The sequence below is a fragment of the Streptomyces sp. NPDC002032 genome, from assembly GCF_042890765.1.
Classification (GTDB): Bacteria; Actinomycetota; Actinomycetes; order Streptomycetales; family Streptomycetaceae; genus Streptomyces.
Window position 1 is genome coordinate 93773 of the sequence record NZ_JBIASM010000012.1, and the last position, 25067, is coordinate 118839.

Below are 25067 nucleotides of genomic sequence, written 5' to 3' on the forward strand. Positions count from 1 at the left end.
GGGCGGGCGGCCTACGCGACGGCCACCTGGTCCGGGCTCTGGGTGAGGCGGCCGTCCGCCATGGTCGCGGTGCGGTCCATCCGCTCCAGGTGCGCGTGGTCGTGCGTGACCAGCACCGTGGCGGTGGACCGCTCGCGCGTCAGGGCGACCAGCAGGTCGAGTATCGCCGCGCCCCGCTCGTGGTCCAGCGCGCTCGTCGGCTCGTCGACCAGCAGCACGGCGGGCTCGTTCATCAGGGCGCGGGCGATGTTGACGCGCTGGCGCTGGCCGCCGGACAGCTGGTGCGGCCGCTTGTCGGCCTTGTCGGCCAGACCCACCGCGTCCAGCAGTTCCACCGCGCGGCGGCGCAGCTGCCGGGAGGGCCGCCCGGAGAGGTGCGCCATGACCTGGAGCTGTTCGGCGGCGGTGAGCGAGGCCAGCAGGTTCGGCTGCTGGAAGACGATGCCGATCTCCTCGCGGCGCAGCGCCGACTTCTCGGCGGCGCTCAGCCGGGTGGTGTCCCGGCCGGCCAGGACGACCCGGCCGGAGTCCGGGGTGACCAGGGTGGCCGCGACGGCCAGCAGGCTGGACTTGCCGGAGCCGGACGGGCCCACGATCGCGGTCAGGGTCCCGGCGGGCACCTCCAGGGACACCGCGTCCAGGGCGGTGAGGCGGCCGTCGCCGTCGGGGTAGGTGAGCGTGACGTCGTGGACGAGGAGGGTCATCGGGCGCTCCCGAGGGCGGTCAGCGGGTCGACGGCGGTGATCCGCCGGATGGACAGGGCCGCGCCCAGCACCCCGAGCGCGATCATGATCACGGCGGGCACCAGGACGGTGGCGGGGTCGAGGACGAAGGGCACGTCGCCCCCGCTGATCAGCGCGCCGGAGCCGACGGCCAGCGCGGTACCGGCCCCGGTGCCGACGGCCAGCATCACCACCGCCTGGCCCAGGGCGTCCTTCAGCAGGTACGGGGTGGAGGCACCCAGTGCCTTGAGCACGGCGATGTCGCCGCTGCGCTGGATCGTCCACACCGTGAAGAAGGCCCCTATGACCAGTGCGGAGATGGCGAAGAGGAATGCGCGCATCAGCTGGAGGGAGCCGTTCTCGGCCTGGTACGAGCCGATGGCGCCCAGCGCCTCGTCGATGCCCTGGGACTTCGTCGCGGTGGCCCGGTCACCGGCGGCCCAGTCGACGGCGCCGGATCCGTCGAGGGCGATGACGGTGGCGGTGGCGGTGGCCGTGGGGTCGGGGGAGGCGCCGGGGTTGCCCACCCGTTGCCAGTCGTCGAGGTCCATCCAGACGACCGGGGTGTGGCTGAAGGCCGCGGTGCCCGAGACGGCCGCGACGGTGAGCTCCAGCGGGCCGATCTTCAGCCGGCCGCCCGTGGTCAGGCCGCCCAGCTCCTTGGCGGCCTTCTCGGTGAGGACGACCCGGCCCTGGGCGGGCCGGACCCCGGCGGGCGCGAGCCGCCCGGCCGGCTCCACGCCGAAGACGGAGACGGCGGCGGTGCGCTCACCGGAGAGGGCGTTGGTGGTGCGGATGCCGAGGGGTTCGGCGGCGCTCACCCCGGGCCGGGAGCGCCAGGCCAGCCAGGCCTTCTCGGCGACCTGGGAGTTGGTGAAGGAGACCTTCTGGTCCCCGGGGGGTGCGGCGAAGGCGAGCCGCGAGGCGGGCAGGCCGGTGACGGCCGAGACGTTCTCCCGGGCCAGGCCGGAGGTGAGCCCGGACAGCAGGCCGACCAGCAGCGTGATCAGCAGTACGACCGAGCCCATGAGGGCGAAGCGGCCCTTGGCGAACCGGAGATCTCTCCATGCGACGAACATGTTCCCCACCTTGGTCTTCCGCAGGGGCACAGGGCATCGCGCCACGGGAGGGATCCTCGTATCGAAGGGTGGGCCCGGACATCGAACTTTTGGTTGACCGGGGGCCCGGGGCGGCGACTTACGCTGGTCGGGCCATGTCTGCCGCTCCCTGCTCCCGTGCCCGCGCCGCCTCCCGGCCCGCCGCCGCTTCCGCCGCCGCCGGTTCCGGCCCCGGCTCCCCCGCCGGTTCCGCCGCCGGTTCCGGCTCCCGGTCCGCCGCCGCTTCCGCCTCCCGGTCCGCCTCCCGCCGCGCCCCGGGCCGGCCGCCGACCCCCGTCTCGCGGGTCCTGCGGCTGTGTCTGCACGCGCTGCTCCTCGGGCTGCTCGCGCTGGCCGCCGGGCGGGCCGTCACCGGCTCCGCGCCCGGCGCCGGGTGGACCGTCGCCGTCTGCGCCCTGCTGGCCGGCGTGTACGCGGCCGGGGTGGCGACCCCCGCCGTGGGCCGCTCGGCGCGCGCCGCGGCGGTGTGGCTGGCCGCGCTCGGGGCGGTGTGGGCCGCCCTGCTGGCCCTGTCGCCCGAGGGGCTGTGGATCGCCTTCCCGCTCTACTTCCTGGAGCTGCACCTGCTGCGGCTGCGCTGGGGCCTCGCCGCCGTCGTGGCCACGGCGGGCGCGGCGATCGGGGGCTTCCTGGCGCACAGCGGGGCGGTGACGCCGGGGGCCTTCCTCGGGCCGCTGCTGGGCGGGGCGGTGGCCGTCGCGACCGTACTGGGCTACCAGGCGCTGTACCGGGAGAGCGAGCGCCGCCGCGAGCTGATCGAGGAGCTCATCGCCACCCGGGCCGAGCTGGCCGCCGCCGAGCGGGGCGCCGGGATCCTGGCCGAACGTGAGCGGCTCGCCCGGGAGATCCACGACACCCTGGCCCAGGGCCTGTCGTCCATCCAGTTGCTGCTGCGGGCCGCCGAGCGGACGCTCCCCGAGGACGCCCCCGCCGCGGAGCACATCGCCCGCGCCCGGGAGGCCGCGCAGGACAACCTCGCCGAGGCGCGTCGCTTCGTACGGGCCCTGACCCCGCCGGACCTGGAGCACGGCTCGCTGGCCGGGGCGCTGGAGCGGCTGTGCTCGGGGGTGCCGGGGCCGCGCGTGCGGTTCTCCGTGAGCGGCACGCCCCGGGAGCTGCCCACCCCGTACGAGGTGGCGCTGCTGCGGATCGCCCAGTCGGCGCTGGCCAACGTGGTGCGGCACGCCCGGGCCGGTCGCGCCGAGATCACCCTGACCTTCATGGACGCCTCGGTGACCCTGGACGTCGTCGACGACGGCCGGGGTTTCGACCCCGCCGCCGCGGCCCCCTCGGGCGAGGGCGGTTTCGGCCTGCCGGCGATGCGGGCGCGGGCCGAGACGCTGGGCGGCCTGTTCACCGTGGAGTCCGACCCCGGCCAGGGCACCGCCGTGGCCGTCACCCTGCCGTTGCCCGTGGAGGCACCGTGACCATCCGTCTCCTGCTCGCCGACGACCACCCGGTGGTGCGGGCCGGGCTGCGCGCCGTACTGGACACCGAGCCGGACTTCGAGGTGGTCGCGGAGGCCGCCACGGCGGAGCGGGCGGTGGAGCTGGCCGCGTCCGAGACGGTGGACGTGGTGCTGATGGACCTCCAGTTCGGGGCCGGGATGCACGGTTCGGCGGCCACGGCGGCGATCACGGCGCGGCCGGGCGGACCCCGCGTGCTGGTCCTGACCACCTACGACACGGACGCGGACATCCTGGCCGCCGTCGAGGCGGGCGCCTCCGGCTACCTGCTCAAGGACGCCCCGCCGGAGGAGCTCGCGGCGGCGGTCCGTACGGCGGCCGCCGGCCAGTCGGCGCTGGCCCCGGCGGTGGCACTGCGGCTGATGGACCGCATGCGCACCCCGGCGGAGGCGCTGACCAAGCGGGAGCTGGAGGTGCTCCAGCTGGTCGCGGACGGACTGTCGAACCAGCAGATCTCCAAGAAACTCTTCCTCAGCCAGGCCACCGTCAAGTCCCACCTGGTGCACGTGTACGCCAAGCTCGGCGTGGACTCCCGCACCTCCGCCGTCGCCGCGGCCGCCACCCGCCGCCTGATCCGCACCCCGTAGGCGCGCTCAGGCGACCCAGTACGGCCGCTCCACGCCCGGGGCCAGCGGCACGCCGTCGTGGAAGGCCCGCGCGAGGCGGCGTACGCCCTCGTCCAGGCGGCCCGGGGAGAGGGTGTACGGGATGCGCAGGCGGTGCTCGAAGGTGCCCGGGTCCACGCCGAAGCGGGCACCGCGGCCGATGTGCACCCCCGCGGCGTGGGCCCGTTCCGCGAGGGCGGAGCTGACGGGCTCGCCGAGGTCCACCCAGAGCGAGAGGCCACCGGGCGGCAGCCGCCAGGACCATTCGGGGGTGTGCCGCTGGAGGGAGCCGACCAGGGCGGCGCGCTGGGCGCGGAGCTGGGCGAGCCGGGCCGGCAGGCTCCGGTCCAGGCCCGCGAGGAGGGGCAGGGAGACCACCTGGTCGAGGACGGAGCCGGTCATGTCGGCGCACACCCGTACGGCGGCCAGCTCGGTCACCAGCTTGGCGGTGGCCCGGATCCAGCCCACGCGCAGGCCGCCCCAGTGCGTCTTGCTCAGCGAGCCGATGGTGATCACGTGGTCGGCGCCGGGGCGGGCGGCCAGGGAGGCCAGGGGCGGGGGCGCGGGCACGTCGAGGGCGATGTCGGCGATGGTCTCGTCGACCACCAGCCAGGTCCCGCAGGCCCGGGTCGCGGCCAGCAGCCGCAGCCGCTGCTCCTCGGGCATGAGGGAGCCGGTCGGGTTGTGGAAGTCGGGGATCACGTAGGCCAGCCGCGGCACGGTCTGGTGGAGCGTGGACTCGGCGATCTCCATCTCCCAGCCCGCGTCCGAGACGGGCACGGAGGCGGTGCGCAGCCGGGCGTGGCGCAGGGCGTCGAGGGCGTTGGCGTAGGTGGGGTTCTCGGTGACCACCCGGTCCCCGGGGCGGCACAGCAGGCTGACGACGAGGGCGAAGGCCTGTTGCGCCCCGGCCGTGACCAGGATCTGCTCGGGGCGGGTGGGCAGGCCGCGCCGGGTGAAGCGGTCCGCGACGGCGGTGCGCAGGTCGGGCAGGCCGAAGGGGTGGTACCCGGGATCGCGGGCGAGGGCGGGCAGCCGGGGCGCGGCCCAGGCGAGGGCTTCGGCGAGGCTGCCGTCGGGGGCGCCCATGGCGGCGATGGCGAGGTCGATGCCGGGTTCGCCGTCGGCCCGGAAGCCGCCCGCGCCGACGAGCGCGTGGGCGCCGACGGGGCGGTGGCCGTCGGGCAGCTCCGTCCAGGTGCCGGAGCCGCGGCGGCTGCGGACGTAGCCGCTCTCGCGGAGCAGGTCGTAGGCGGCGGTGACGGTGGCGCGGCTGGCGCCGAGGGCCTCGGCGAGTTCGCGTTCGGCGGGCAGCCGTACGTGCAGCGCGATCCGGCCGTCGAGGATCAGGGTGCGGACGGCGTCGGCGAGGGAGCGGTAGCCGGGGCGGGCCAGCACCTCTGCGGGGAGCATCGCGGTGAGCGGGCGGCTGCCGATCGTCCTGTCCGCCGTCTGGACCACTCGCCCGTATGCCATGCCAACCTCCCCCGATTGGCTCTGCCTGCCAGGCCAATCCAGGTCCAGACTCGCCGTATTGGCCCCCGATTGGCAAGGAGAACCCCCATGCCGTACGACGCCCTCACCGACCGTGACGAACGGGAACTGCTGCGGCGCGCCGAGAACCGGATCTCCCGGCCGCTGCCGGTCGGGGCCGTGCTGGGCGCCGTACGGGCGCTGCTCGCCCGGCGGCCGCGCGGGGTGCCGGAGGGGCGAGAATCGCTGTCATGTCAGCCGAAGCAGAGCACCCGCCCGCACCCGTCCCCCGGCCCGAGCGGTCCGCTCCCCCGTTGACCGGCCCCGGGGCGGGCGAGGGGCCGCCCCCGGTGGTCGCCGGGCTGCTCCTGGCCGCGGGCGGCGGCCGCCGGCTCGGGGGGCGGCCGAAGGCGCTGCTGGCGTACCGGGGGCGGCCGCTGGTGGAGAACGCCGTACGGGTGCTGCGGGAGGCGGGCTGCGGGCCGGTGCACGTGGTGCTGGGGGCGTCCGCGGCCGAGGTGCGCGAGCGCGCCGACCTGACGGGGTGCGTGGTCGTGGACAACCCGGACTGGGCCGAGGGCATGGGTTCCTCGCTCCGCGTCGGCCTGGCCTCCCTGGCCGGTACGGGGGCGGAGGCGGCCCTGGTCTCGCTGGTGGACCAGCCGGGCATCGGCGCGGCGGCGGTGGCCCGCGTACGGGCGGCGTACCGCTCCCGGGCGAGTCTGGCGGCGGCCGCGTACGACGGGGAGCGCGGGCACCCCGTGCTGTTCGGGGCGGACCGCTGGCCGGACATCGTGGCGACGGCGACCGGGGACCGCGGTGCGCGTGTCCACCTGAAGAAGCACGCGGACGAGGTCATGCTGGTGGAGTGCGGGGACGTCGCGGCCGATTTCGACATCGACACCCCGCCCGACCTGGCACGTCTGGTGTGAGGACGGCCCGGGCGGCTCCGGAGCGGGGCGCGATGGGGGCCGTAACCGGGGCGTAACCGGGGTGGCACTGAGGGCCACGGGCAACCGGACTCTGTCGACTCAGAGAATCTCGACATCAACAAACCATTGAACTTCCACCATGAGGAAATTACTATCCACTGGTCAGAAGCGCCCTGAACCCCCAGACGGCGCCCGCGACCGTTACCCGGAACTCTCCACACCCGACGGCACTCGGTGCCGTCTCGCGCGAGCATTCCCCGCGGCCGCCAGGCACCGCCGCTGAAGGAGTGACAGTTATGTCCGCACCAGCGCCGTCCCCGCTGGCCATCGTCGACGCCGAGCCCCTGCCCCGGCAGGACGAAGTCCTCACCGAAGCGGCCCTCGCCTTCGTGGCCGAGCTCCACCGGCGGTTCGCCCCCCGCCGCGCGGAGCTCCTCGCCCGACGCGGTGAGCGGCGCGCCGAGATCGCCCGTACCTCCACGCTCGACTTCCTCCCGGACACCGCACAGGTCCGCGAGGGAGACTGGAAGGTCGCGCCGGCCCCGGCCGCGCTGAACGACCGCCGCGTGGAGATCACGGGCCCGACGGACCGCAAGATGACCATCAACGCCCTGAACTCGGGCGCCAAGGTCTGGCTCGCCGACTTCGAAGACGCCTCGGCTCCCACCTGGGAGAACGTCGTCCTCGGCCAGCTCAACCTGATCGACGCCTACGAGCGCCGCATCGACTTCACCGACCCCCGCACGGGCAAGGCGTACGCGCTGAAGCCCGCGGACCAGCTCGCCACCGTCGTCATGCGGCCGCGCGGCTGGCACCTGGCGGAGCGCCACCTCAGCTTCGAGGGCGGCCCCGCCTCCGGTTCGCTGGTGGACTTCGGCCTGTACTTCTTCCACAACGCCCAGCGTCTGATCGGCCTCGGCAAGGGCCCGTACTTCTACCTGCCGAAGACGGAGTCGCACCTGGAGGCCCGCCTCTGGAACGACATCTTCGTCTTCGCCCAGGACTACGTGGGGATCCCGCAGGGCACCGTCCGCGCGACCGTCCTCATCGAGACCATCACCGCGGCCTACGAGATGGAAGAGATCCTCTTCGAGCTCAAGGACCACGCGGCCGGCCTCAACGCGGGCCGCTGGGACTACCTGTTCTCGATCGTGAAGAACTTCCGCGACGGCGGCGAGAAGTTCGTCCTGCCGGACCGCAACGCGGTCACGATGACGGCCCCCTTCATGCGCGCCTACACCGAACTGCTCGTCCGCACCTGCCACAAGCGCGGCGCGCACGCCATCGGCGGCATGGCGGCCTTCATCCCGTCCCGCAAGGACGCCGAGGTCAACAAGGTCGCGTTCGAGAAGGTCAAGGCCGACAAGGACCGCGAGGCGAACGACGGCTTCGACGGCTCCTGGGTCGCCCACCCCGACCTGGTCCCGATCGCGATGGCCTCCTTCGACGCGGTCCTGGGCGAGAAGCCCAACCAGAAGGACCGCCTGCGCGAGGACGTCCACGTCGCGCCCGGCGAGCTGATCGCCATCGACTCCCTGGACGCGAAGCCCACCTACGACGGCCTGCGCAACGCCGTCCAGGTCGGCACCCGCTACATCGAGGCCTGGCTGCGCGGCCTCGGCGCCGTCGGCATCTTCGGCCTCATGGAGGACGCGGCCACCGCCGAGATCTCCCGCTCGCAGATCTGGCAGTGGATCAACGCCGGAGTCGTGTTCGAGAACGGCCAGCGGGCCACCGCCGAACTGACCCGGAAGATCGCCGCCGAGGAACTGGCCGCGATCCGCGCCGAGATCGGCGACGAGGCCTTCGCGGCCGGCAAGTGGCAGCAGGCCCACGACCTCCTCCTCCAGGTCTCCCTGGACGCCGACTACGCGGACTTCCTCACCCTCCCCGCGTACGACCAGCTGACCGGCTGACCGCCACCCCCCGCTTCGGCTGATACGCACAGCAGCCGAACACCCCCGCCCGCCCCCGCCGCCCTCCAGGCGCCGGGGGCGGACGTGTGTGGACACACCCGGTTCCACCGTCGAGCCGCTGCTCTCACGCGGGGGCCTTGAGCTACCATGTTCGGGCGCTTGCCCCCTTCTCGCGAAGGGGCGGTACAAGACGTGGCTCTTCGGATCGCCTGGCACCCCGGTTGGGGAACTCCCGGCCACATCCGACTCCTTGGGGAGATGCACGGCATGGAGCCTGTCAAGTACGAGTCCGCCCGTTCCACCTGGTTGCGTGACCTCGCTCTCGGCCTGGCCGGGGGCTTGGCCACGGAACTGGTCCTGTGGATCGGCCGGATGGCGGCGTCCCTCACCGGTCTCCGGTGAGACAGGCGGCGGGTCCGTGCGGCCCGCCGCCCCACCCGCTTTCAGAACCCGAAGAGGTCCGGCTGCGCCACGCTGCCGGGTCGACTGGCACGTCGTGTCCGAGTGGCGTGAGCCCGGATGGAACGCCGCAGTCTCTCTTCCGGGGAGAGCGATGCCCACGAGGGACGCAGCCCCTGATCCTCTACGGGCGCCACGATTTCCTTCAAATACTTCTGAGTGGGCCCGTCGGTCGAGTAGAGGACCGTGGCCCGGCTCGCCCGTGTCAGAAGCACGTGGTAGGCGTTCCGAACACACCGGGCGAACTCGTCGGAGTCCGAGGGCAGTCCCGGATCCATCGATCCCCGCCCCACAGCGTGACGCTCCCCGGTCTTCGTGTCGGCACCCGAGGCGCGACCGCGCTGGAACACCCAGGCGCCGTTGCGCCACACCATGTCGTCCCCCATCACCACGCCGCACCAGTCCCACTCCAGGCCTTGTGCGGTGTAGACGCAGCCGACCTGGCCGATCCCTTCCTTCTTGACGCCCCAGAGCCTGGCCGGCGGCTCACCACCGGCGTGCCGAGCGAAATTGCCCTTCGCGTTCCACGGTCGGTGCCAACTGCCGATCCTGACGTCGGAGTGGAGGGCGCGGGTCTTCGGATGAGGTTCGCTCCAAGGCCAGCAGAAGCCCGCCACCATGCGTGCGGTCGCGCCGTCTTGCTCCTCCATGAGGACGATCTCCTCGAGGCGCTCGACGCTGTCCGCGACTTCGAGGTGCATCAGACCGTCAGGCGCCCATTCCTCAGGCTCCGCTCCGGAAATCCCGAGGAAATCCAGCACCCAGGAGCGGTAGGTGTCGCTGCCTCCACACCGGAACTCCGTGTGCAGATCGTAGATCTGCGCCGTGCTGCCGTGCCGGGCAGCCGCCTCCAAGACCAAGTCGCTGGACCCCACCTCGCCCCGGCGCAGTGACTGATTGTCGTCCAGCAGGAAAACGGTCACGCGGGCTGCCTGGATGAGCTCGTCGACCTGCGGCTGCTGCCCCCGGTCCTCGGCAGCCCAGAACTGCAGCGAGGATCGTTCGCGCAGACGGTGTGCTTCGTCGCAGATCAACAGGTCGAGGGGCGGCACCGGCGGCTCGACGAAGTTCATGAAGTAAGCGAGCTGCTCTTTCACCAGAAGATGGTCCCGGGCGATGAACTCCCTGAGCGAGGCGTCGAAGGCGCGCGATCCGGTGGCGTACCTGGTCCGCAGACCGAGATGCGTGAAGTGCCTTAGCAGCTGCAGTCCAATGGCGCTCTTCCCCGTTCCGGCGCCGCCCCTGACCAGGAACACGGCACGCCCGGCACCATCGGACCGGCCGTTGCGGCAACGGTCGACGGCACGCTTCACGTCCCTCCACACCGTCCTTTGCTCACCGCGGAGCGTGAAGGCGGTGTCGACGCCCTCCGACAGCGCCACGGCCTGCAGGAGGGGGGCGTTGCGGAGCCCCAGCCTCTCGAGGAGGCGCTCGGCAGCGGGCGCACCGCTCTCCGGCCGGAATCGGTCGTGCAGTTCCTCGAGCAGGTCCTGGCGCGTGTCCATCGTGAAATAGAGAGCGTGCGCGCCCTTTGCAGCCCCGGGTCCCAGCAGCGGGGCAATCGACTCCTGCGTCGCGTTGTGGAGGTAGCTGAGCCCGGCATAGGAGATCCTCAGCCCGCTCCCCCGACCGTCCTCGCTGAAATAGTCCATGACGCGCCGGACCTGCGCGCTGGGATGCGGCTTCGGCTTGCTGAATCCGGGCACCGCCACTTTCTCCGGGTTCACCGACGGGTCGACGGAGCGCCACCGCTTCAGTTCGACGAAGAGCAGCGAGTCCTCGGCGGTTTCCGGATGCACACCCACCAGGATCACGTCGGCTGAGGCCTCGACCCCGTCGGGTTGGCACTCGACGAACATGTGGATGCCGCCGTGCCCGGCTTCAACCAGTTCCTGGGCGAGCCTGACCAGACTTTCCTTCCATGCCGCCTTCTCTCCGCGCGACGCCTCCTTCCCCCTGAACTCCACCCACCGCGCCTCCATATGGGGCAGCAGCCTGCCCCGGCGGTGAAGGTCGAGGAGATGGCGCGCCGAGAGCTGCAGCAAGAGCACGATGAACCCCCAGGGCACGAGAAATCCCGTGCGGTGGGGGCATGTCCGGTCCGGAAGCCCGTCGGTCCGCGTTGATTCGGCGATCATAGATCGTCCTGTGGATCACGGTGCCCCCACCCGCCACGCGGGTGATCACACGCCGCGATACCCTTGCACCTGACATCCACGCGGCCCGCCGGGCTTCCGCTCCGGCCCTCGGAGCACCGAAGGACACGCCCCCACCCGCACGACTGCTTCGTGCTGCCTGGGGGCTTCCTTGCTGTTCCGCGACTCTGCCGCCGCGGTCGCCGCCGAGATTCTCGCCAGTTCTCTCTTCTTCCGGCTGACCGAACAGTTCGTGCACGCACACGGCCACCGGCCCGGCCCCGGCGAGACGCGCTCGTGGGAGCGGAGCATCCCTGTTCTTGCCAACGCGCTCAACGACGCCGGCCTGGGCCAGGTCGAGATGATGATCGAGTACGACCTCCCCCTGACGAGCAAGCGGGCCGATGTCGTTCTGGCCGGACAGGATCCGGCCACAGGGGCCCCGTCCTACGTGGTCGTGGAGCTGAAGCAGTGGAGCGACGCGACCCCGGACGAAGACGATCCCCTGCTGTGCCGCATCGACGCCTACCCGCGCGCCGTCCTGAACCCGATCGAGCAGGTCCGGCGGTACTGCCAGTACCTGGTCGACTTCAACGGAGCCCTGAGCGCCGCCCCCGAACGGGTCCACGGAGTCGCGTACTTGCACAACGCCAGCGAATTCGGCGTCGCCGGCCTCACCGAAGTTCCCCAGGACCAGCAGGGCCGCCTCTTCACGGGGGAGCGACGCGGGGACTTCCTGGCCTACCTCCGTTCGCGGCTCGCACCGGCCTCCGGCGCTGAGGCGGCCGACCAATTGCTGTCGGGCCGCACGCAGCCGTCGAAGCAACTGATGGCGGTCGCCGCGGACGAGGTGCGCGAGCGGGAACAGTTCGTCCTTCTCGACGAGCAGCAGATCGCCTACCGGACCGTGCTCAACGCCGTGCAGCGGGCGAAGCGTTCGGACCACAAGGAGGTCGTGGTGGTGACGGGGGGCCCCGGCAGCGGGAAGAGCGTCATCGCGCTGTCCCTGCTCGGCGAGCTGTTCCGTCGGGGCGTACCCACGCTCCACGCCACGGGATCGCAGTCCTTCACCAAGACGATGCGCAAGGTCGCGGGTGCCAGGCGCCGGGAGGTCCAGAACCTCTTCAAGTACTTCAACAGCTTCATGGCCGCCGAGCCCAACAGCATCGACGTGCTCATCTGCGACGAGGCGCACCGGATCCGCGAGACCTCCGCCAATCGGTACACCCGGGCGGAACACCGCACGGGCCGGCCCCAGGTGGACGAGCTGATCGACGTGGCACGGGTGCCGGTCTTCCTGCTCGACGACCACCAGGTGGTGAGGCCGGGTGAAATGGGCGACCTGCGCCGGATCGAAAAGGCGGCGCGGGACAGGGGCCTTCGCTGCCACCTGGTGGAACTGGACAGCCAGTTCCGGTGCGGGGGGAGCGACGCCTACTTGGACTGGGTGGTGAACCTGCTCGGGCTGGAAGGCGGACGGCCCGTGCGGTGGGAACCCGACGGCAAGATGCTGCTGCGTGTCGCGGACAGCCCGCAGGAGATGGAGGCCTTCCTCTCGGAACGGCGTGCGGAGAAGTTTGGTGCGCGAATCTCCGCGGGCTATTGCTGGAAGTGGACGACGAACCCCAAGCCGGGTCAGCCCCTTCCCGCCGACGTGGTCATCGGGGACTGGTCGCGGCCGTGGAACGTGTACGGCGACCGCTCCGTGGACGGCGCTCCTCCCGCGGCGCTGTGGGCCACGGACCCGAACGGTTTCGGGCAGGTCGGTTGCGTCTACACGGCCCAGGGGTTCGAGTACGACTGGAGCGGTGTCATCCTCGGGCCGGACCTCGTCTGGCGCGGCGATCGATGGCGCGTGGACCGGACCGCCTCGAAGGATCCGGTATTCACCAAGGCAACCCCCGAGGAGCAGGTCGACCGGCTCATCCGCAACACCTACAAGGTGCTCCTCACCCGCGGGATGGTGGGAACGATCGTGTACTCGACCGATCCCGAGACCCGGGACAAGCTCAGGGAGCTGATCAGCCCCGCTCTGGTGTCCGTCCGGGCATAGGCGGCTCGGCTCCACCCCACGGGCGCTCCGCCCCCGTCACGGTCGCCGTGGCGGGGGCGGAGGCATGTTCGGATTTGCTCGGGGACATGTTCACGGAGCCGTCGCCCGAGCCGACCGAATGGTCGGGCGTTACTTCATCGTAACCTTTCTGTACCTAGCGGTAACAAGTGGGGGCGTGGCACCTTTCCGATGCCACCGGCGCCGGCGGTACCCCCACTTTCCAAGCCACGCACCGCAGTTGCCGCCCAGCGTTGGCGGTCGACGCGGCGTGGCCGACCGCAGGAGTTCCGCAGTGATCGGATTCCGCAAGGCCGGCAAGGACAGGGCCGCCCGCAGTCGTGTGCGACGGCTGACGGGCGCGGCGATGGCGGTGCCGCTCGTCGCCGGCGCGCTGCTCGGCGCCGGCGCCGGGACGTCGGCGGCCAGCCCGGGCGCCGGGCCCACCGCCGTGGTGTCCATGGGCGACAGCTACATCTCCGGTGAGGCCGGACGCTGGAAGGGCAACAGCCTGACCAACAGCGGCTCCAGGAACGGCACCGACCGGGCCTGGGTCAGCGGCAGTACCTACGACCCGGCCAGGGTGTACGGCACGACGGCGGCCTCGGGGTGCGACCGCTCCGACTCGGCCGAGGTGCTGAGCGCGGGCGCCGTCGCCGATGTGGCCGTCAACCTCGCCTGTTCCGGCGCCACTTCCCAGAACGTCTTCCGCGCTTCCGGCGGCGGCGTCGCGTTCAAGGGAGAGGCCCCGCAGGCCGACCAGCTCGCGGCCGTGGCCGCCGCCAAGAACGTGAAGGTCATCGCCCTGTCCATCGGCGGCAACGACCTCGGCTTCGCCGACATCATCAAGGAGTGCGCCCTCGACTTCGTGCTGTGGGGCTCCTACTGCTATGACGACCAGCAGGCGGTCGTCGACGGCAGGATCGACGGGGTCGTCGCGGGCATCGGCAAGTCCGTCGACGAGATCCGGGCCGTCATGCGCGACGCCGGGTACGCCGACACCTCGTACCGGATCGTGCTGCAGTCGTACCCCTCGCCCATCCCCCGGGGCGCGGAGAACCGGTACACGCAGAGCGACTGGAGCCGCCTCAACACCGGCGGCTGTCCCTTCTGGAACCGGGACTCGGACTGGGCCCGGGACTCGCTCGTGCCGCAGCTCGCGAACCGCATCAAGGGGGTCGCGACGGCCAAGGGCGTCCAGTTCCTGGACCTGCGGGACATGCTCCAGGGGCGCGAGGTCTGCGCGAAGTCCAGCAAGCTGGTGAGCTCCTCCGTCCCGGCCTCGGCGAAGACGAGCGAGTGGGCGCGCTGGATCGACAACAACGAGACGCAGGGCCCCGTCCAGGAGTCCATGCACCCGAACCACTACGGCCAGCTGGCCGCCGGCCGCTGCCTGGCCCTGGCGCTGGCCCAGCCCGCGAACTCCGGGGCGAGCTGCAAGAACACCGCCGGCGGCGACCACACCGGCATGTACCTGACCGCGGCTCCGTAAGCCGGGAGCGGGACCCGGTACGGGCTGTCGTCCCACCCGGTGACGGCCCGTACCGCACCCCGCCGATCGCCGGCTAGGCCGCCCGGTACGGGTCCTGCGGGAGCGCGGCCAGGGCCGTGGTGAAGGCGTCGCGGCAGCGCAGCCAGTCCGGGTCCGGGGAGGGCGCGTGCAGGGCGAGGAGCTTGGGGAGCAGGTCCGCCGAGAAGGCGCGGGCCGCCTCCGCCGGGAGCAGCGAGGGCAGGTTGTCGATCGCGATCACGTCCAGCGGCGGGCTCCCTTCGCGCAGCCGCAGGGCGGGGACCGTCCAGTCGGTGAGGCGGTCGTAGACCGGGAGCAGGTGCAGCGGGGAGCCGGTGTCGCAGGTGATGTCGGCGATCACCGAGAGCCGGCGGCGCCCGGCGGCGGCGTCCAGGTCGGCCGGGGTGAGGAAGGGCGGCACCGGGCGGGTGGTGAGCACCGCGTTGACCAGGATGTCGTGGCCGAGGAGCGCGGCCCGGTCCAGGCGGCGGGTGGCGGTGCGGTCCCAGCCGGTGACCTCGATCCCGGCGGTGGTCAGCGCGTCGCGGGCGCCGCGTCCGCTGCGGCCGCCCACCCCGATGACCAGGGCCCGTAACGGCCGGTCCCCGGGTAAGGCGCGCAGCCGGGCGTCGAGTTCCGCGCGGGGCAGCGCGGCGAGGGGGGCCGTGAGCCGGCCGCGCGCCCGCAGGGCGGCCAGGGCGGCGCCCACGTACCCCGCCCAGTAGCCGAAGGCGGCCAGCCTGCGGCCCTGCGCGTCGGCGAGGTACTCCAGGTCGAGCAGGGTCCCGCCGCCCGCGGCGAACCTCCGCAGCAGTTCGGGGGCCTGCGCCTGGCCCTTGTAGGCGTGCCCGAAGTACACGTGCCGGTGGTGCAGGCGCTCGGGCACCGGCGGGAGTTCCTTCAGTCCGAGGACGTACGCCGATCCGGGCGCGGAGCCCGCCCAGGATCCGGCGGGGGCCAGGTCGCAGCCGGCGGCCGCGTAGGCGTCGAGCGGGAAGACCCGGTGGCCGGACTCCTCCACGGTGATCCGTACGCCCCGCCGCACGAGCCGGGCGGCGTCCTCGGGGGTGAGCGGCGCACGGCGTTCGGTGGGGCGGGTCTCGCTGCGCATCCAGAGCTGGGAGTGCTGCGGCATGGCTGTACCACCTGTCCGTCCAGAGGGGTGGGTTCGCTCATGCGATGTCTTTCCGCCTCGTATACGGCGTACGCCGGATCGGCCCGGCAACTCCGGTCCCCGGCGCCCCGTACGCCCCCTCCGGCCTCCCCCGGCTCAGGGCTGCGCCAGCAGCTCCCGCAGCGGGGTCCGGGCGCCCTCGGCGTGGGCGGCCCGGAAGGCCCCGGGATCCATCCGCAGGCGCAGGATCCGCTCCGCGCGCGGTGCGGCGGCGCCGCCCGGGCGGCTGCGGGAGGCCGCGCCGAGCAGCCGCGCGGACTCCTCGTACCGGCCCGTGTCGGCCTCCAGTTCGGCGAGCAGTTCCACCGAGAGGGCCAGTCCGAGCCGGTCGCCCAGCGCGAGCTGGATCTCCAGGGCCCGCTTCAGCTCGGTCCGGGCCAGCGCGGGGCGGCCCTCGCGGCGCTGGACCGCGGCATGGGCGTAACCGGTACGAGAACGGGCCCACAGGTCCACGGGACCGTCCGGGGGGCCTTCCTCGACGGGTACGGACGCCGGGTCGGTGTGCGCGAGCGCCATCGTCAGCGCCGCCCGCAGCGCGTCGGGGCCGGGGCCGAACCCCGGCTCCCCCGGCAGCTGTTCGAGCGCCTCGCGGAACTCGGCCGCCGCCTCCCAGGGGCGGTCCTTCCAGAGGGCGACGATGCCCCGGGTGTGTGCGAGGTAGGCCAGGCAGGCGTCCTCGCCCTCCTGTACGGCCGCGCTCCACGCCTCCGCCAGCAGCGGATCGGCGGCCTCCGGCTCCCCTGAGCTCGCCACCAGCCAGGCCGCCAGCCACAGCGCCCGGGCGGGCCGGGGCGCCGGGTGCAGGGCCAGCGCCCGCTCCAAGTGCCGGCGCCCCTCCGCCAGCAGGCCGCACGGGGCCCAGAGGAACCACAGCGACACGGCGATCTCCAGCGCGCCTCCCGGACCGGCCGCCGCCAGCGGGTCCATCGCCAGGCGAAGCTCCGGCAGTTCACGTACGGCCAGGGCGCGGGCTTCCCGCTGCGCCCCGGCCCGCCACAGCCCCGCGGCGCGCTCGGCGGTCACCCGGCACCGGGCGCGGTGGCGGCGGGCGGCGGTCTCCCCGTCGCCGCCGGGATCGCGGGCGAGGCTGCGGGCCGCGTGGACGCGTACGGACAGCGGCAGCCGGTAGCGGACCGGGGCCCCGCCCTCCGTCAGCAGGGCCGGGGCGAGGCTGCGCAGGGCCTCGCCGGCGGCGCCCGGTCCGAGCGCGCCGAAACCGCACACCTCGGCCACGGCGGCCCGGTCGAAGGACCCGGCGAAGACGGAGAGCCGCTCCCACAGCAGCCGTTCCTCGGGCGTGGACAGCCGGTGGGAGCGCAGGGCGTCGGCCCCGCCGGCCCGGCCCGCGCCGCCTTCGAGGAAGCCCAGCGGGTCGGCGGTCAGCCGGCGCAGCGCCTCGGCGGGGGCGTAGCGGTGGGCGCGCCCGGCGGCCAGCTCCAGGGCGCCGGGGATCCCGTCGAGGGCCCGGCACAGGGCGGCGACGGCCCCCGCGTTGCGGTCGGTGAGCACGAAGGAGGGGTCGGCCCCGCGCGCCCGTTCCTCGTAGAGGCGTACGGACTCGTACCCGGCGACCTCGGGCACCGGGTGCCGCCGGGCGGGATCGGGCGCGGCGGCGGGCACGGACAGCGGCGGTACGGGGATCCGCTTCTCCCCCTCGGTGCCGAGCCGGCGCTGCGAGGTGGCCAGAATCCGCACCCCGGGACATCGCGCCAGCAGCCGGGCGGCGAAGGGGCCCGCCCGCCCGCCGAGCGACTCGCAGCCGTCGAGCACCAGCAGGGCCGCCCTGCCGCCGAGCCGCCGGAGCAGTTCCGCTTCCAGCGGGCCGCCGCCGCCGCGCGGGAGCCCGGCCAGATCCACCCAGACGATGTCGCACCCCCGGCTCCGGACGAGGGCCGAGGCGATGCGCCCGGCCAGCCGGGTCTTGCCGATTCCGGCCGGTCCGGTGAGCATGACCAGGCGTTCCGTGGCGAGCAGGGCGGTGGCGCGGGTGAGCTCGCGCTCCCGGCCGATGAAGCTGGACAGCTCGGCCGGCACCGCCTGGCGCACGTTCGTGCCGGGGTCCCCCACACGTCCTCCCGCTGCGTTCACGAAGGTGTGCACAACCGGCCGATTCCACAGGTGAGCACACAAAGAGAGATGATCAGTCGAAAGTCCGGTTGCCCGGACAGCGACCGGGAGAACCGCCAGGGGAGGGTATGAACTCGGCCATTTCCGCCATCGACGACACCGACCGGGCGCTGGTCCACGCACTGCAACTCGCACCCCGGGCCAGCTGGGAGCGGCTGGCACCGGTGCTCGGCACGCGCCCGGAGACCCTCGCGCGGCGCTGGGAGCGGCTGACCTCGGCCGGAGAGGCCTGGATCACGGGTCTGGGGCTGCGGACGGGAGCGCTCGCTCCGTGCATGGCGTGGGTGGAGGTGATGTGCGAGCCGGGCGCCTCCCCCGCCGTCGGCGCCGCCCTGGTCGAGGACGCGCACACCATGGGCGTGGAGCACACCACCGGGGGCCGTGAGCTGCTGGTCTTCGTCGCGGTGCCGGATCTGCACACGCTGTACCGCTACCTGTACTTCCGGGTCCAGCGGATCCCCGGCGTGACCGGAACCCGCTCCTCGATGGTGACGGCGGTGCACATCGCCCCCGACCGGTGGCGCCTCGACCAGCTGACCCCGGCCCAGAGCGACCTGCTGACCGGGCGCACCCGGCGGGCGGCCGGACCGGTCGTGCCGACGCCGGGGGTGGTGGCGGCCATGCCGCGGGAGGACCGGCTCCTGGTCCTGGCGCTGGCCGGCGACGCGCGCCGCACGGTGGCCTCCCTGGCCCGGGAGTCGGGGATGAGCGAGTCGACCGTACGGCGCCGGCTGGCGCGGCTGGAGGCGGGGCAGAGCCTGCGCTACAGCTGCTCGATGGCCTCGGCGCTGTCCGGCTGGCCGGTGTCGGCGACGCTGTGGGCGGAGGTGCCGGAGTACGAGGTGGCGGGCTGCGCGGCGGTGGCCTCGGGCCTGCGCGAGACCCGGACCTGCATGTCCGTCAGCGGCCCCTGGAACTTCATCATCAGCGCCCGGCTGCGCTCGGTCGAGGGGCTGTCCCGCTACACCGCCGATCTCTCCAGGCGGCTGCCGGGGCTGCGCATCACCGACACGGCGGTGGCGCTGCACGTACGCAAGTCGGAGGCGCAGGAGCTGGACCAGCTGGGGCGGCGGCTGCGGACCGTCCGGCCGGACATCTGGCAGGACCCGGCGCCGCACGCCTGACCCGGCGCCGCACGCCTGACCCGGCGCCGCACGCCCGGCCCGACGGGGCACGCCCGGCCCGGCGGGGCGGCCGGGCTCACGCGCGTCCCCGCGAGACACGTACGCGCCACGCCTACGGCGGCGGGAGGCACCTGCGGCGGCGCGTACGCCACGCCCGCAGTGGGTGACGTACGTGCCGCCGCGGGTGCCTCCCGCCGCCGGGTCCGTGCGCGGGGGCCGGACCGGTGCGCGGGCGCCGGGGTCAGTGCACGAAGGCCGGTCCGGCCGCGGCCTCCGCCTCCGCGTCCTTCCTGACGCCGAGGTGGTTGAAGGCGAGGTTGAGGACGATCGCCGTGACGCAGCCGGTGCTGATGCCGGAGTCGAGGACGACGAGGAGGTCCTTGGGGAAGGCGTGGTAGAAGCCGGGGGCGGCGATCGGGATCAGGCCGATGCCCACCGAGGCGGCGACGATCAGCGCGTTCTCGCCCTTCTCCATGGCCGCGCCGGCCAGGGTCTGGATGCCGCTGGCCGCGACCGAGCCGAACAGGACGACGCCGGCGCCGCCGAGGACGGGCAGCGGGACGACCCCGATGACGGAGGCGGCCATCGGGCACAGGCCCAGCAGGATCAGGATGCCGCCGCCCGCGGCGACCACGAAGCGGCTGCGCACCTTGGTCATCGCGACGAGTCCGATGTTCTGGGCGAAGGCGCTGCACATGAAGCCGTTGAACAGCGGGCTGAGCGCGCTGCCCAGGGTGTCGGCGCGCAGGCCGCCCTCGATGGTCTTCTCGTCCGCCGGCCGGCCCACGATCCGGCCGAGGGCGAGGATGTCGGCGGTGGACTCGGTCATGCAGACCAGCATGACGATGCACATGGAGATGATCGCGGCGACGTGGAACTGCGGGGCGCCGAAGTGGAACGGGGTCGGGAAGCCGATGACGTCCGCGTTCTTGACGGCGTCGAAGTGGGTCATGCCCAGCGGTATCGCGACGAGGGTGCCCGCGACCAGGCCGAGCAGGATCGAGATCTGCTGGAGGAATCCGCGCAGGAACTTCCGCATCACCAGGACGATCGCCAGGGTGAGGGCGGCCATGCCGATGTTCTTCATCGAGCCGTAGTCGGTGGCGGTGCGGTTGCCGCCCTGCGACCAGTTGAACGCCACCGGGAGCAGGGACACGCCGATCAGCGTGATGACCGTGCCGGTGACGACGGGCGGGAAGAAGCGGACGAGCTTGCCGAAGTAGGGGGCGGCGAAGAAGCCGATGACCCCGGCGACGATGATCGCGCCGAAGATCACGGGGATGGCGTCGGCGCCCTGGTCCTTGCCGATGGCGATCATCGGGGTCACACCGGCGAAGGAGACGCCGTTGACGAAGGGGAGTTTGGCGCCGATCTTCCAGAACCCGAGGGTCTGGAGGAGGGTGGCGAGCCCTGCGGTGAAGAGCGAGGCGCCCATCAGGAAGGCGGTCTCGGTGGCGGAGAGTCCGACGGCGGGGCCGACGATCATGGGCGGGGCAACGACACCGGCGTACATGGCGGCCACGTGCTGGAGGCCGCTGGTGAACATCTTCAGCGGAGGCAAGGTCTCGTCGACCGGGTGCTTCTCCTCCGGTACTGCGACTGCATCTTTGCGAAACCTGGGCGTTTCGGCCACGGCTTCCTCCGGTCGGTTAGACACGTCGGCAGGGACGTGGGTGTCATGGAGGTGGTGCGAAAGCGTTGCTAGTCGAGCCTGTATGGAGTTGTGGATCCTGCGACTTCATGTCCCAAGAGGTGCGGAAACGATTCGCCCAAACCGGTTCCACGCGTTTTCGAGCTGGTGGTGCCGTGGCAGTGGCGCGAGACGTGCTGCGCTGCGGGGTGCAGTGGTTGTCACGAGTCACCGCCCCCGGGGGCGCCGTCGGATCTCTCCTCGGGCGCTTCCCGGGAACGGCTGCCGCGGACCCCGCTCGGGTCCGCGGCCGCCGGCCGGGGGCCGTCCCCCCCGACCGGACTCCGTGGGATCAGGCCTGCGCGGAGATGCGCGCCAGGCGCTGGGCCTCTTCCCGGGTGGACACGGCGATGGCGTCCTCGTCGGCGAAGAGGAGTCGGTTGTTCTCGACGATCTGCTTGCCGTTGACGAACGAGGCCGTCACCGGGGCCGCCGCGCCGAAGACCAGGGCGGTGACCGGGTCGGCGATGGAGGAGTGCAGGAACGTGCTCACGTTCCACAGGACCAGGTCGGCGAGCTTGCCGGCCTCCAGGGAGCCGATGTTGTCGGCGCGGCCCAGGACCTGCGCGCCACCGTACGTACCGAGGCGCAGGGCCTGGCGCGCGTTCAGGGCGCGCTCGCGGTGGACGGGGTTGAGGCGGTTGATGAGGAGCGCGTTGCGCAGCTCGGTGTGCAGCTCGCCGGACTCGTTGGAGGCGGTGCCGTCCACGCCGAGGCCGACCGGTACGCCGGCGGCCAGCATGTCCGGGACGCGGGCGATGCCGGCGGCCAGACGGGCGTTGGAGGACGGGCAGTGCGCGACACCGGTCTTGGTGCGGGCGAACGCGGCGATGTCGGAGTCGTTCATGTGGACGCTGTGCGCCATCCAGACGTCCTCGCCGAGCCAGCCGGTCGACTCGAAGTAGTCGGTCGGGCCCATGCCGAACAGTTCCTTGCAGAACTGCTCTTCCTCGACGGTCTCCGAGCCGTGCGTGTGCAGGCGCACATTCAGGCGGCGGGCCAGCTCGGCGCCCTGCTTCAGCAGCTCGGTGGAGACCGAGAAGGGGGAGCAGGGGGCGACGGCGACCTGGGTCATCGAGTCGAAGGAGGCGTCGTGGTACTTCTTCACGGTCGCCTCGGTGTCGGCGAGCGCGCCTTCGAGGGTCTCGACGGCGTGGTCCGGCGGCAGGCCGCCGTCCTTCTCGCTGCGGTCCATCGAGCCGCGGGCGAGGGTGAAGCGGACACCCATCTCGGACGCGGCGCGGATGATGGAGCCGGACAGGTCGCCGGAGCCCTTGGGGAAGACGTAGTGGTGGTCCATCGCGGTGGTCACACCGCCCTTGGCCATCGCGGCGAGGGAGCCCTGCGCGGCCGTGTACGTCATCTGCTCGTCGATGCGCGCCCAGGTCGGGTACAGCGAGACGAGCCAGTTGAAGAGGTTGTGGTCGGTGGCCAGGCCACGCGTGATCCACTGGTAGAAGTGGTGGTGCGTGTTGACCAGACCGGGAGTCACGAGGTGCCCGGTGCCGTCGATGCGACGAACGACGTTGACGAGGTTCTCGGGGGCCTTGCCCGCGCCGATGGACTCGATCTTGTTGCCGGCGATGACCACATGGCCCGAGGCGTACTCGGTGTCATTGGCGTCGACGGTCGCAATCGCACAGTTCTCGATGACGATGCGCTCGACGGCGCTGTCAGGGGCTGCCGATGCTGCCATGGGACTTCCTCGTGCTTTCAGTGGCGGTGCGGGCACGGCAAAACCCAGGGGATTTGAGTGCCGGAGCCGGGGGCCTTGGCAGCTGACAGTACTGCCGCCCCGTGTGTTGCGTCCGGGTGCCGATTCAGGAAGTTGTGGGGGTGTCGCCCGTCCCGGGGCCACTGCGGAGCTCCGGGACGGGCGCGGCGTACTCAGAGATTGGTCATGTCCACGGGGATACGGGCGTCAACGCCGTCGCGGAGGACCGTCGCCTCGATCAGACCGTAGGGACGGTCCGCGGCGAAGTACACCTCGTTGTCGTTCTTGAGGCCGAAGGGCTCCAGGTCGACGAGGAAGTGGTGCTTGTTCGGGAGCGAGAAGCGGACCTCGTCGATCTCCGAACGGTGGTTGATGATCCGCGAACCCATCTGGTACAGGGTCTGCTGCAGCGAGAGGGAGTAGGTCTCCGCGAAGGCCTGCAGCATGTGCTTGCGGGTCTCGGCGTAGGACTTCTCCCAGTTGGGCATCCGCTGCTCATCGTCCGACCAGTTGAAGCGCCAGCGGGCCGACACCTGGGTGGCCAGGATGCGGTCGTAGGCCTCCTTCAGCGTCGTGTACTTGTCCTTCACGTAACCCCAGAACTCGGAGTTCGTGGAGTTCATGACGACCAGGTCCTTGAGGCCGGAGATGACCTCCCAGTTCGTACCGTCGTACGTGATCTGGGTGACGCGGGTCTCCATGCCCTGGCGGACGAAGGAGTGGTTCACCTCGTCGGAGCCGATGAACTTGGAGTTGGCGTCCGAGGTGGCGATCCGGTCCCAGGAGTACTCCTCGATCCGGATGCGCGCCCGCTGGATCGGCTCCTGGCTGTTGACGAACCAGCGCGCCAGGTGGATGCCGAACTGCTCGGCGGACTCGATGCCGTGCTCCTTGGCGAACGCGTACACCGTGTTCTTGGTGGTGTCCGTGGGGAGCACGTTGGCGTTCGAGCCGGAGTAGTGGACGTCGTCCATGTCGCCGGAGAGGGCGACCGAGACGTTCAGGTCCTTGATGTGGTGCGTGTCGCCGTCCCGCGTGATCTTGACGACGCGGTTCTCTGCTTTGCCGTACTGGTTCTGGCCGAGAATCGTGGCCATGCTAGCTCCCTCGGTAAACGGAGTAGCCGAACGGGTTGAGCAGCAGCGGTACGTGGTAGTGCTCGCCCGGGTTCACCGCGAAGGTGATGGTTACCTCGGGGAAGAACGCACCGCTGTCCCTTACGCGGGGGGCGTCCTGCTGCGCCTCGGCTTGCTTCTTGGAACTGTGCTTACTGGAAAAATACGTCTCGGTTTCGAAATCGAGGCGTACGTGGGTGGTGCCCTCCGGCAGCGCCGGCAGGTCCTTGCAACGCCCGTCGGCGTCGGTGGCGGAACCGCCCAGGGCCGCCCACTCGCCGCCTCGGCCCGTACGGGCCGACAGGGAGATCGCGACGCCCTCGGCGGGCTTTCCGATGCTGGTGTCCAGGATGTGCGTGGACACCGACGCGGTGGTCTCGGTGCTCATGCTCACGCTCCTTCTGCGAGTTCGACGAGGCGGGTCAGGCGGATCTTGTTGATCTTGACGAGCTCACCGCGGGCGGTCTCCCGCTCCTGCTCCGGCGAGTTGTCGATCCGGACCTTGACCGCGTCCCGCATGAACTCACCGGTCGCACCGGTGGCGCAGATGAGGAAGACGTGGCCGAACTTCTCCTGGTACGCCAGGTTCAGTTCCAGGAGCTCGTTCTTCAGCTCCTCCGAGGCGCCGGCCATGCCACGCTGCTCGCGGGCGGAGGTCGGGTCTCCCGGCTTCGGCCGGCCGATCGGCGCGTGGCCTCCCATCGCCTCGCCCAGGTCCTCAGCGGTGAGCTCCGCCATGGCGGACTCGTTGGCCGAAAACAGGGCGTCGACGCTGGCGAAGGGGCGCTGCGCGAGCAGCTTGGCGCCCCACGCCGAACTGGCGCACACCTCGTGCAGCTCGGCCGTGGCCTCGCTGTCGTCCAAGGCGTTGAACCGGGTGAGACCCGGGGTCGGACTCGAAGTCACGGTAGGCCTCCGTGGCCTGTTGTTGCTTTTTGACGGGCTGCGCATAGCTAACGCCCTCGGCAACACGGCGTCAACACTTTGTTGAAACTTCCCGTACACAAAAGCCGCCGCCCGGGTGAATTGGGCGGCGGCTCCTCACGAAGCGTGAATCAGTCTTCACTCTTGGCTGTCTTGTTTGCGTTTTCCCTGTTCAAGTAGTTGTAGACGGTGAAGCGGCTGACGCCAAGCGCTCCCGCGACCGTTTCCACGCCGTGTCGTACGGAGAAGGCGCCGCGCGCCTCCAGTATCCGCACCACGTCCTGTTTGGCCTTGCGGTCGAGCTGGGCCAGCGGCACGCCGTGCCGGCGCTCCAGGGCGGCCAGGATGTGGTCCAGCGAGTCGGACAGCTGCGGCAGACGCACCGCGAGCAGCTCCCGGCCCTCCCATGTGAGCACGACGTCGTCGGGCTGCGCCAGGGCCGGATCCATCAGCTCACCGCCCATGGCGTCCACCAGCGGCTTGACCGCGACGACGAACGGGTGGTCACGGGGCTCGGTCATGGCGTGTCCTCCCCGATCACATTGACCTGGAACGAGACGCGCGTCGCCCCGGCCTCCAGCGAATCGCGCAGCAGCGCGGCCACCGCGCTCAGCACCCGGTCGGACTCGCCCTCGGCGGTGTTGCCGAACGGGCCGACGTCCACCGCGTCCAGCTGCGCCTTCTGGATGACCTCGCGAGCGGCCACGGCATGGGCGGGGGCCTCTTCGAGATCGAAGGGCTCGGTCGTGAACTCCACTCTCAATCGCACGCTGGTCAAGCTACCTCCCGGTCAGCTTTTTTCGGCAGTCCGTA

At 72.0% G+C, this 25067-nt stretch carries 22 protein-coding genes; 9 read left to right on the forward strand and 13 right to left on the reverse strand.

The window, feature by feature from the left end; translation table 11 throughout:
- Positions 1–11: 11 nt before the first annotated feature.
- Together ACFYYT_RS25800 and ACFYYT_RS25805 are read right to left on the reverse strand one after the other, a co-directional pair.
- The gene (locus tag ACFYYT_RS25800) at positions 12–704 is read right to left on the reverse strand and encodes an ABC transporter ATP-binding protein (protein WP_351816125.1); all 693 of its coding nucleotides are present in this window, start codon (positions 702–704) and stop codon (positions 12–14) included.
- Positions 701–1801 carry an ABC transporter permease gene (locus tag ACFYYT_RS25805; RefSeq protein ID WP_351816122.1) on the reverse strand — a complete coding sequence of 367 codons (1101 nt, stop codon included), beginning with the start codon at positions 1799–1801 and terminating at the stop codon, positions 701–703. The genes ACFYYT_RS25800 and ACFYYT_RS25805 overlap by 4 nt, the downstream gene beginning before the upstream one ends.
- Positions 1802–1935: 134 nt before the next feature.
- Here ACFYYT_RS25805 and ACFYYT_RS25810 point away from each other — a divergent pair, with 134 nt between their 5' ends.
- Together ACFYYT_RS25810 and ACFYYT_RS25815 are read left to right on the forward strand one after the other, a co-directional pair.
- The gene (locus ACFYYT_RS25810) at positions 1936–3267 is read left to right on the forward strand and encodes a sensor histidine kinase (RefSeq protein ID WP_351816119.1); all 1332 of its coding nucleotides are present in this window, start codon (positions 1936–1938) and stop codon (positions 3265–3267) included.
- Positions 3264–3893: a response regulator transcription factor gene (locus ACFYYT_RS25815; protein WP_351816116.1), complete on the forward strand. Its 630-nt coding sequence runs from the start codon at positions 3264–3266 to the stop codon at positions 3891–3893. Before ACFYYT_RS25810 ends, ACFYYT_RS25815 begins: the two co-directional genes overlap by 4 nt.
- A gap of 6 nt (positions 3894–3899) precedes the next feature.
- On the opposite strand, the gene ACFYYT_RS25820 is transcribed toward ACFYYT_RS25815, so the two are convergent.
- Entirely contained in the window at positions 3900–5387 is a 1488-nt protein-coding gene (locus tag ACFYYT_RS25820) for a PLP-dependent aminotransferase family protein (RefSeq protein ID WP_351816114.1), read from the reverse strand.
- 87 nt (positions 5388–5474) lie between these two features.
- On the opposite strand from ACFYYT_RS25820, the gene ACFYYT_RS25825 reads away from it, so the two are divergent.
- The 4 genes from ACFYYT_RS25825 (at position 5475) to ACFYYT_RS25840 (ending at position 8634) form a co-directional block, all read left to right on the forward strand.
- Entirely contained in the window at positions 5475–5702 is a 228-nt protein-coding gene (locus tag ACFYYT_RS25825) for a hypothetical protein (protein WP_351816111.1), read from the forward strand.
- Positions 5636–6316 carry an NTP transferase domain-containing protein gene (locus tag ACFYYT_RS25830; RefSeq protein WP_388609385.1) on the forward strand — a complete coding sequence of 227 codons (681 nt, stop codon included), beginning with the start codon at positions 5636–5638 and terminating at the stop codon, positions 6314–6316. The genes ACFYYT_RS25825 and ACFYYT_RS25830 overlap by 67 nt, the downstream gene beginning before the upstream one ends.
- 296 nt (positions 6317–6612) lie before the next feature.
- Positions 6613–8232 carry a malate synthase A gene (gene aceB / locus ACFYYT_RS25835; protein WP_351816109.1) on the forward strand — a complete coding sequence of 540 codons (1620 nt, stop codon included), beginning with the start codon at positions 6613–6615 and terminating at the stop codon, positions 8230–8232.
- A gap of 267 nt (positions 8233–8499) precedes the next feature.
- Complete coding sequence (locus tag ACFYYT_RS25840) at positions 8500–8634, forward strand: DUF6408 family protein (protein ID WP_351816106.1); 135 nt, start codon at positions 8500–8502, stop codon at positions 8632–8634.
- Positions 8635–8675: 41 nt separating this feature from the next.
- On the opposite strand, the gene ACFYYT_RS25845 is transcribed toward ACFYYT_RS25840, so the two are convergent.
- On the reverse strand, positions 8676–10829 hold the full coding sequence (locus ACFYYT_RS25845) for a DUF2075 domain-containing protein (RefSeq protein WP_351816103.1): 2154 nt from the start codon (positions 10827–10829) through the stop codon (positions 8676–8678).
- A 169-nt stretch (positions 10830–10998) separates the two neighbouring features.
- Between ACFYYT_RS25845 and ACFYYT_RS25850 the strand changes: the two genes are divergently transcribed.
- Positions 10999–12879, forward strand: coding sequence for a DUF2075 domain-containing protein (locus ACFYYT_RS25850; RefSeq protein ID WP_351816100.1), 1881 nt, complete (start codon positions 10999–11001; stop codon positions 12877–12879).
- A gap of 292 nt (positions 12880–13171) precedes the next feature.
- The gene (locus tag ACFYYT_RS25855) at positions 13172–14368 is read left to right on the forward strand and encodes a GDSL-type esterase/lipase family protein (RefSeq protein WP_351816097.1); all 1197 of its coding nucleotides are present in this window, start codon (positions 13172–13174) and stop codon (positions 14366–14368) included.
- 73 nt (positions 14369–14441) lie between these two features.
- Here the strand turns inward: ACFYYT_RS25855 and ACFYYT_RS25860 are convergent, their stop codons facing one another.
- Positions 14442–15521, reverse strand: coding sequence for a saccharopine dehydrogenase (locus ACFYYT_RS25860; RefSeq protein WP_351816094.1), 1080 nt, complete (start codon positions 15519–15521; stop codon positions 14442–14444).
- Between the two features lie 135 nt (positions 15522–15656).
- On the reverse strand, positions 15657–17627 hold the full coding sequence (locus tag ACFYYT_RS25865; protein WP_351816091.1) for an AAA family ATPase: 1971 nt from the start codon (positions 17625–17627) through the stop codon (positions 15657–15659).
- 128 nt (positions 17628–17755) lie between these two features.
- Between ACFYYT_RS25865 and ACFYYT_RS25870 the strand changes: the two genes are divergently transcribed.
- Positions 17756–18811: an Lrp/AsnC family transcriptional regulator gene (locus ACFYYT_RS25870; RefSeq protein WP_351816088.1), complete on the forward strand. Its 1056-nt coding sequence runs from the start codon at positions 17756–17758 to the stop codon at positions 18809–18811.
- Between the two features lie 241 nt (positions 18812–19052).
- Here the strand turns inward: ACFYYT_RS25870 and ACFYYT_RS25875 are convergent, their stop codons facing one another.
- The 7 genes from ACFYYT_RS25875 to ACFYYT_RS25905 all read right to left on the reverse strand — a co-directional run bounded on the left by ACFYYT_RS25875 (position 19053) and on the right by ACFYYT_RS25905 (position 25023).
- Positions 19053–20444 (reverse strand): nucleobase:cation symporter-2 family protein, encoded by a 1392-nt coding sequence (locus ACFYYT_RS25875; protein WP_351816085.1) that lies wholly within the window; start codon positions 20442–20444, stop codon positions 19053–19055.
- A 349-nt stretch (positions 20445–20793) separates the two neighbouring features.
- A complete protein-coding gene (locus ACFYYT_RS25880; protein ID WP_351816082.1) occupies positions 20794–22197 on the reverse strand; it encodes an 8-oxoguanine deaminase in 1404 nt (467 codons plus the stop codon).
- 191 nt (positions 22198–22388) lie between these two features.
- On the reverse strand, positions 22389–23312 hold the full coding sequence (pucL, locus tag ACFYYT_RS25885) for a factor-independent urate hydroxylase (RefSeq protein ID WP_351816079.1): 924 nt from the start codon (positions 23310–23312) through the stop codon (positions 22389–22391).
- Position 23313: 1 nt separating this feature from the next.
- A complete protein-coding gene (gene uraH, locus ACFYYT_RS25890; protein ID WP_351816076.1) occupies positions 23314–23718 on the reverse strand; it encodes a hydroxyisourate hydrolase in 405 nt (134 codons plus the stop codon).
- Between the two features lie 2 nt (positions 23719–23720).
- Positions 23721–24236 (reverse strand): 2-oxo-4-hydroxy-4-carboxy-5-ureidoimidazoline decarboxylase, encoded by a 516-nt coding sequence (gene uraD, locus ACFYYT_RS25895; RefSeq protein ID WP_351816073.1) that lies wholly within the window; start codon positions 24234–24236, stop codon positions 23721–23723.
- 149 nt (positions 24237–24385) lie between these two features.
- The gene (locus ACFYYT_RS25900) at positions 24386–24775 is read right to left on the reverse strand and encodes a helix-turn-helix domain-containing protein (RefSeq protein WP_351816070.1); all 390 of its coding nucleotides are present in this window, start codon (positions 24773–24775) and stop codon (positions 24386–24388) included.
- The gene (locus ACFYYT_RS25905; RefSeq protein ID WP_351816067.1) at positions 24772–25023 is read right to left on the reverse strand and encodes a thiamine-binding protein; all 252 of its coding nucleotides are present in this window, start codon (positions 25021–25023) and stop codon (positions 24772–24774) included. Before ACFYYT_RS25905 ends, ACFYYT_RS25900 begins: the two co-directional genes overlap by 4 nt.
- Between the last annotated feature and the right edge of the window lie 44 nt (positions 25024–25067).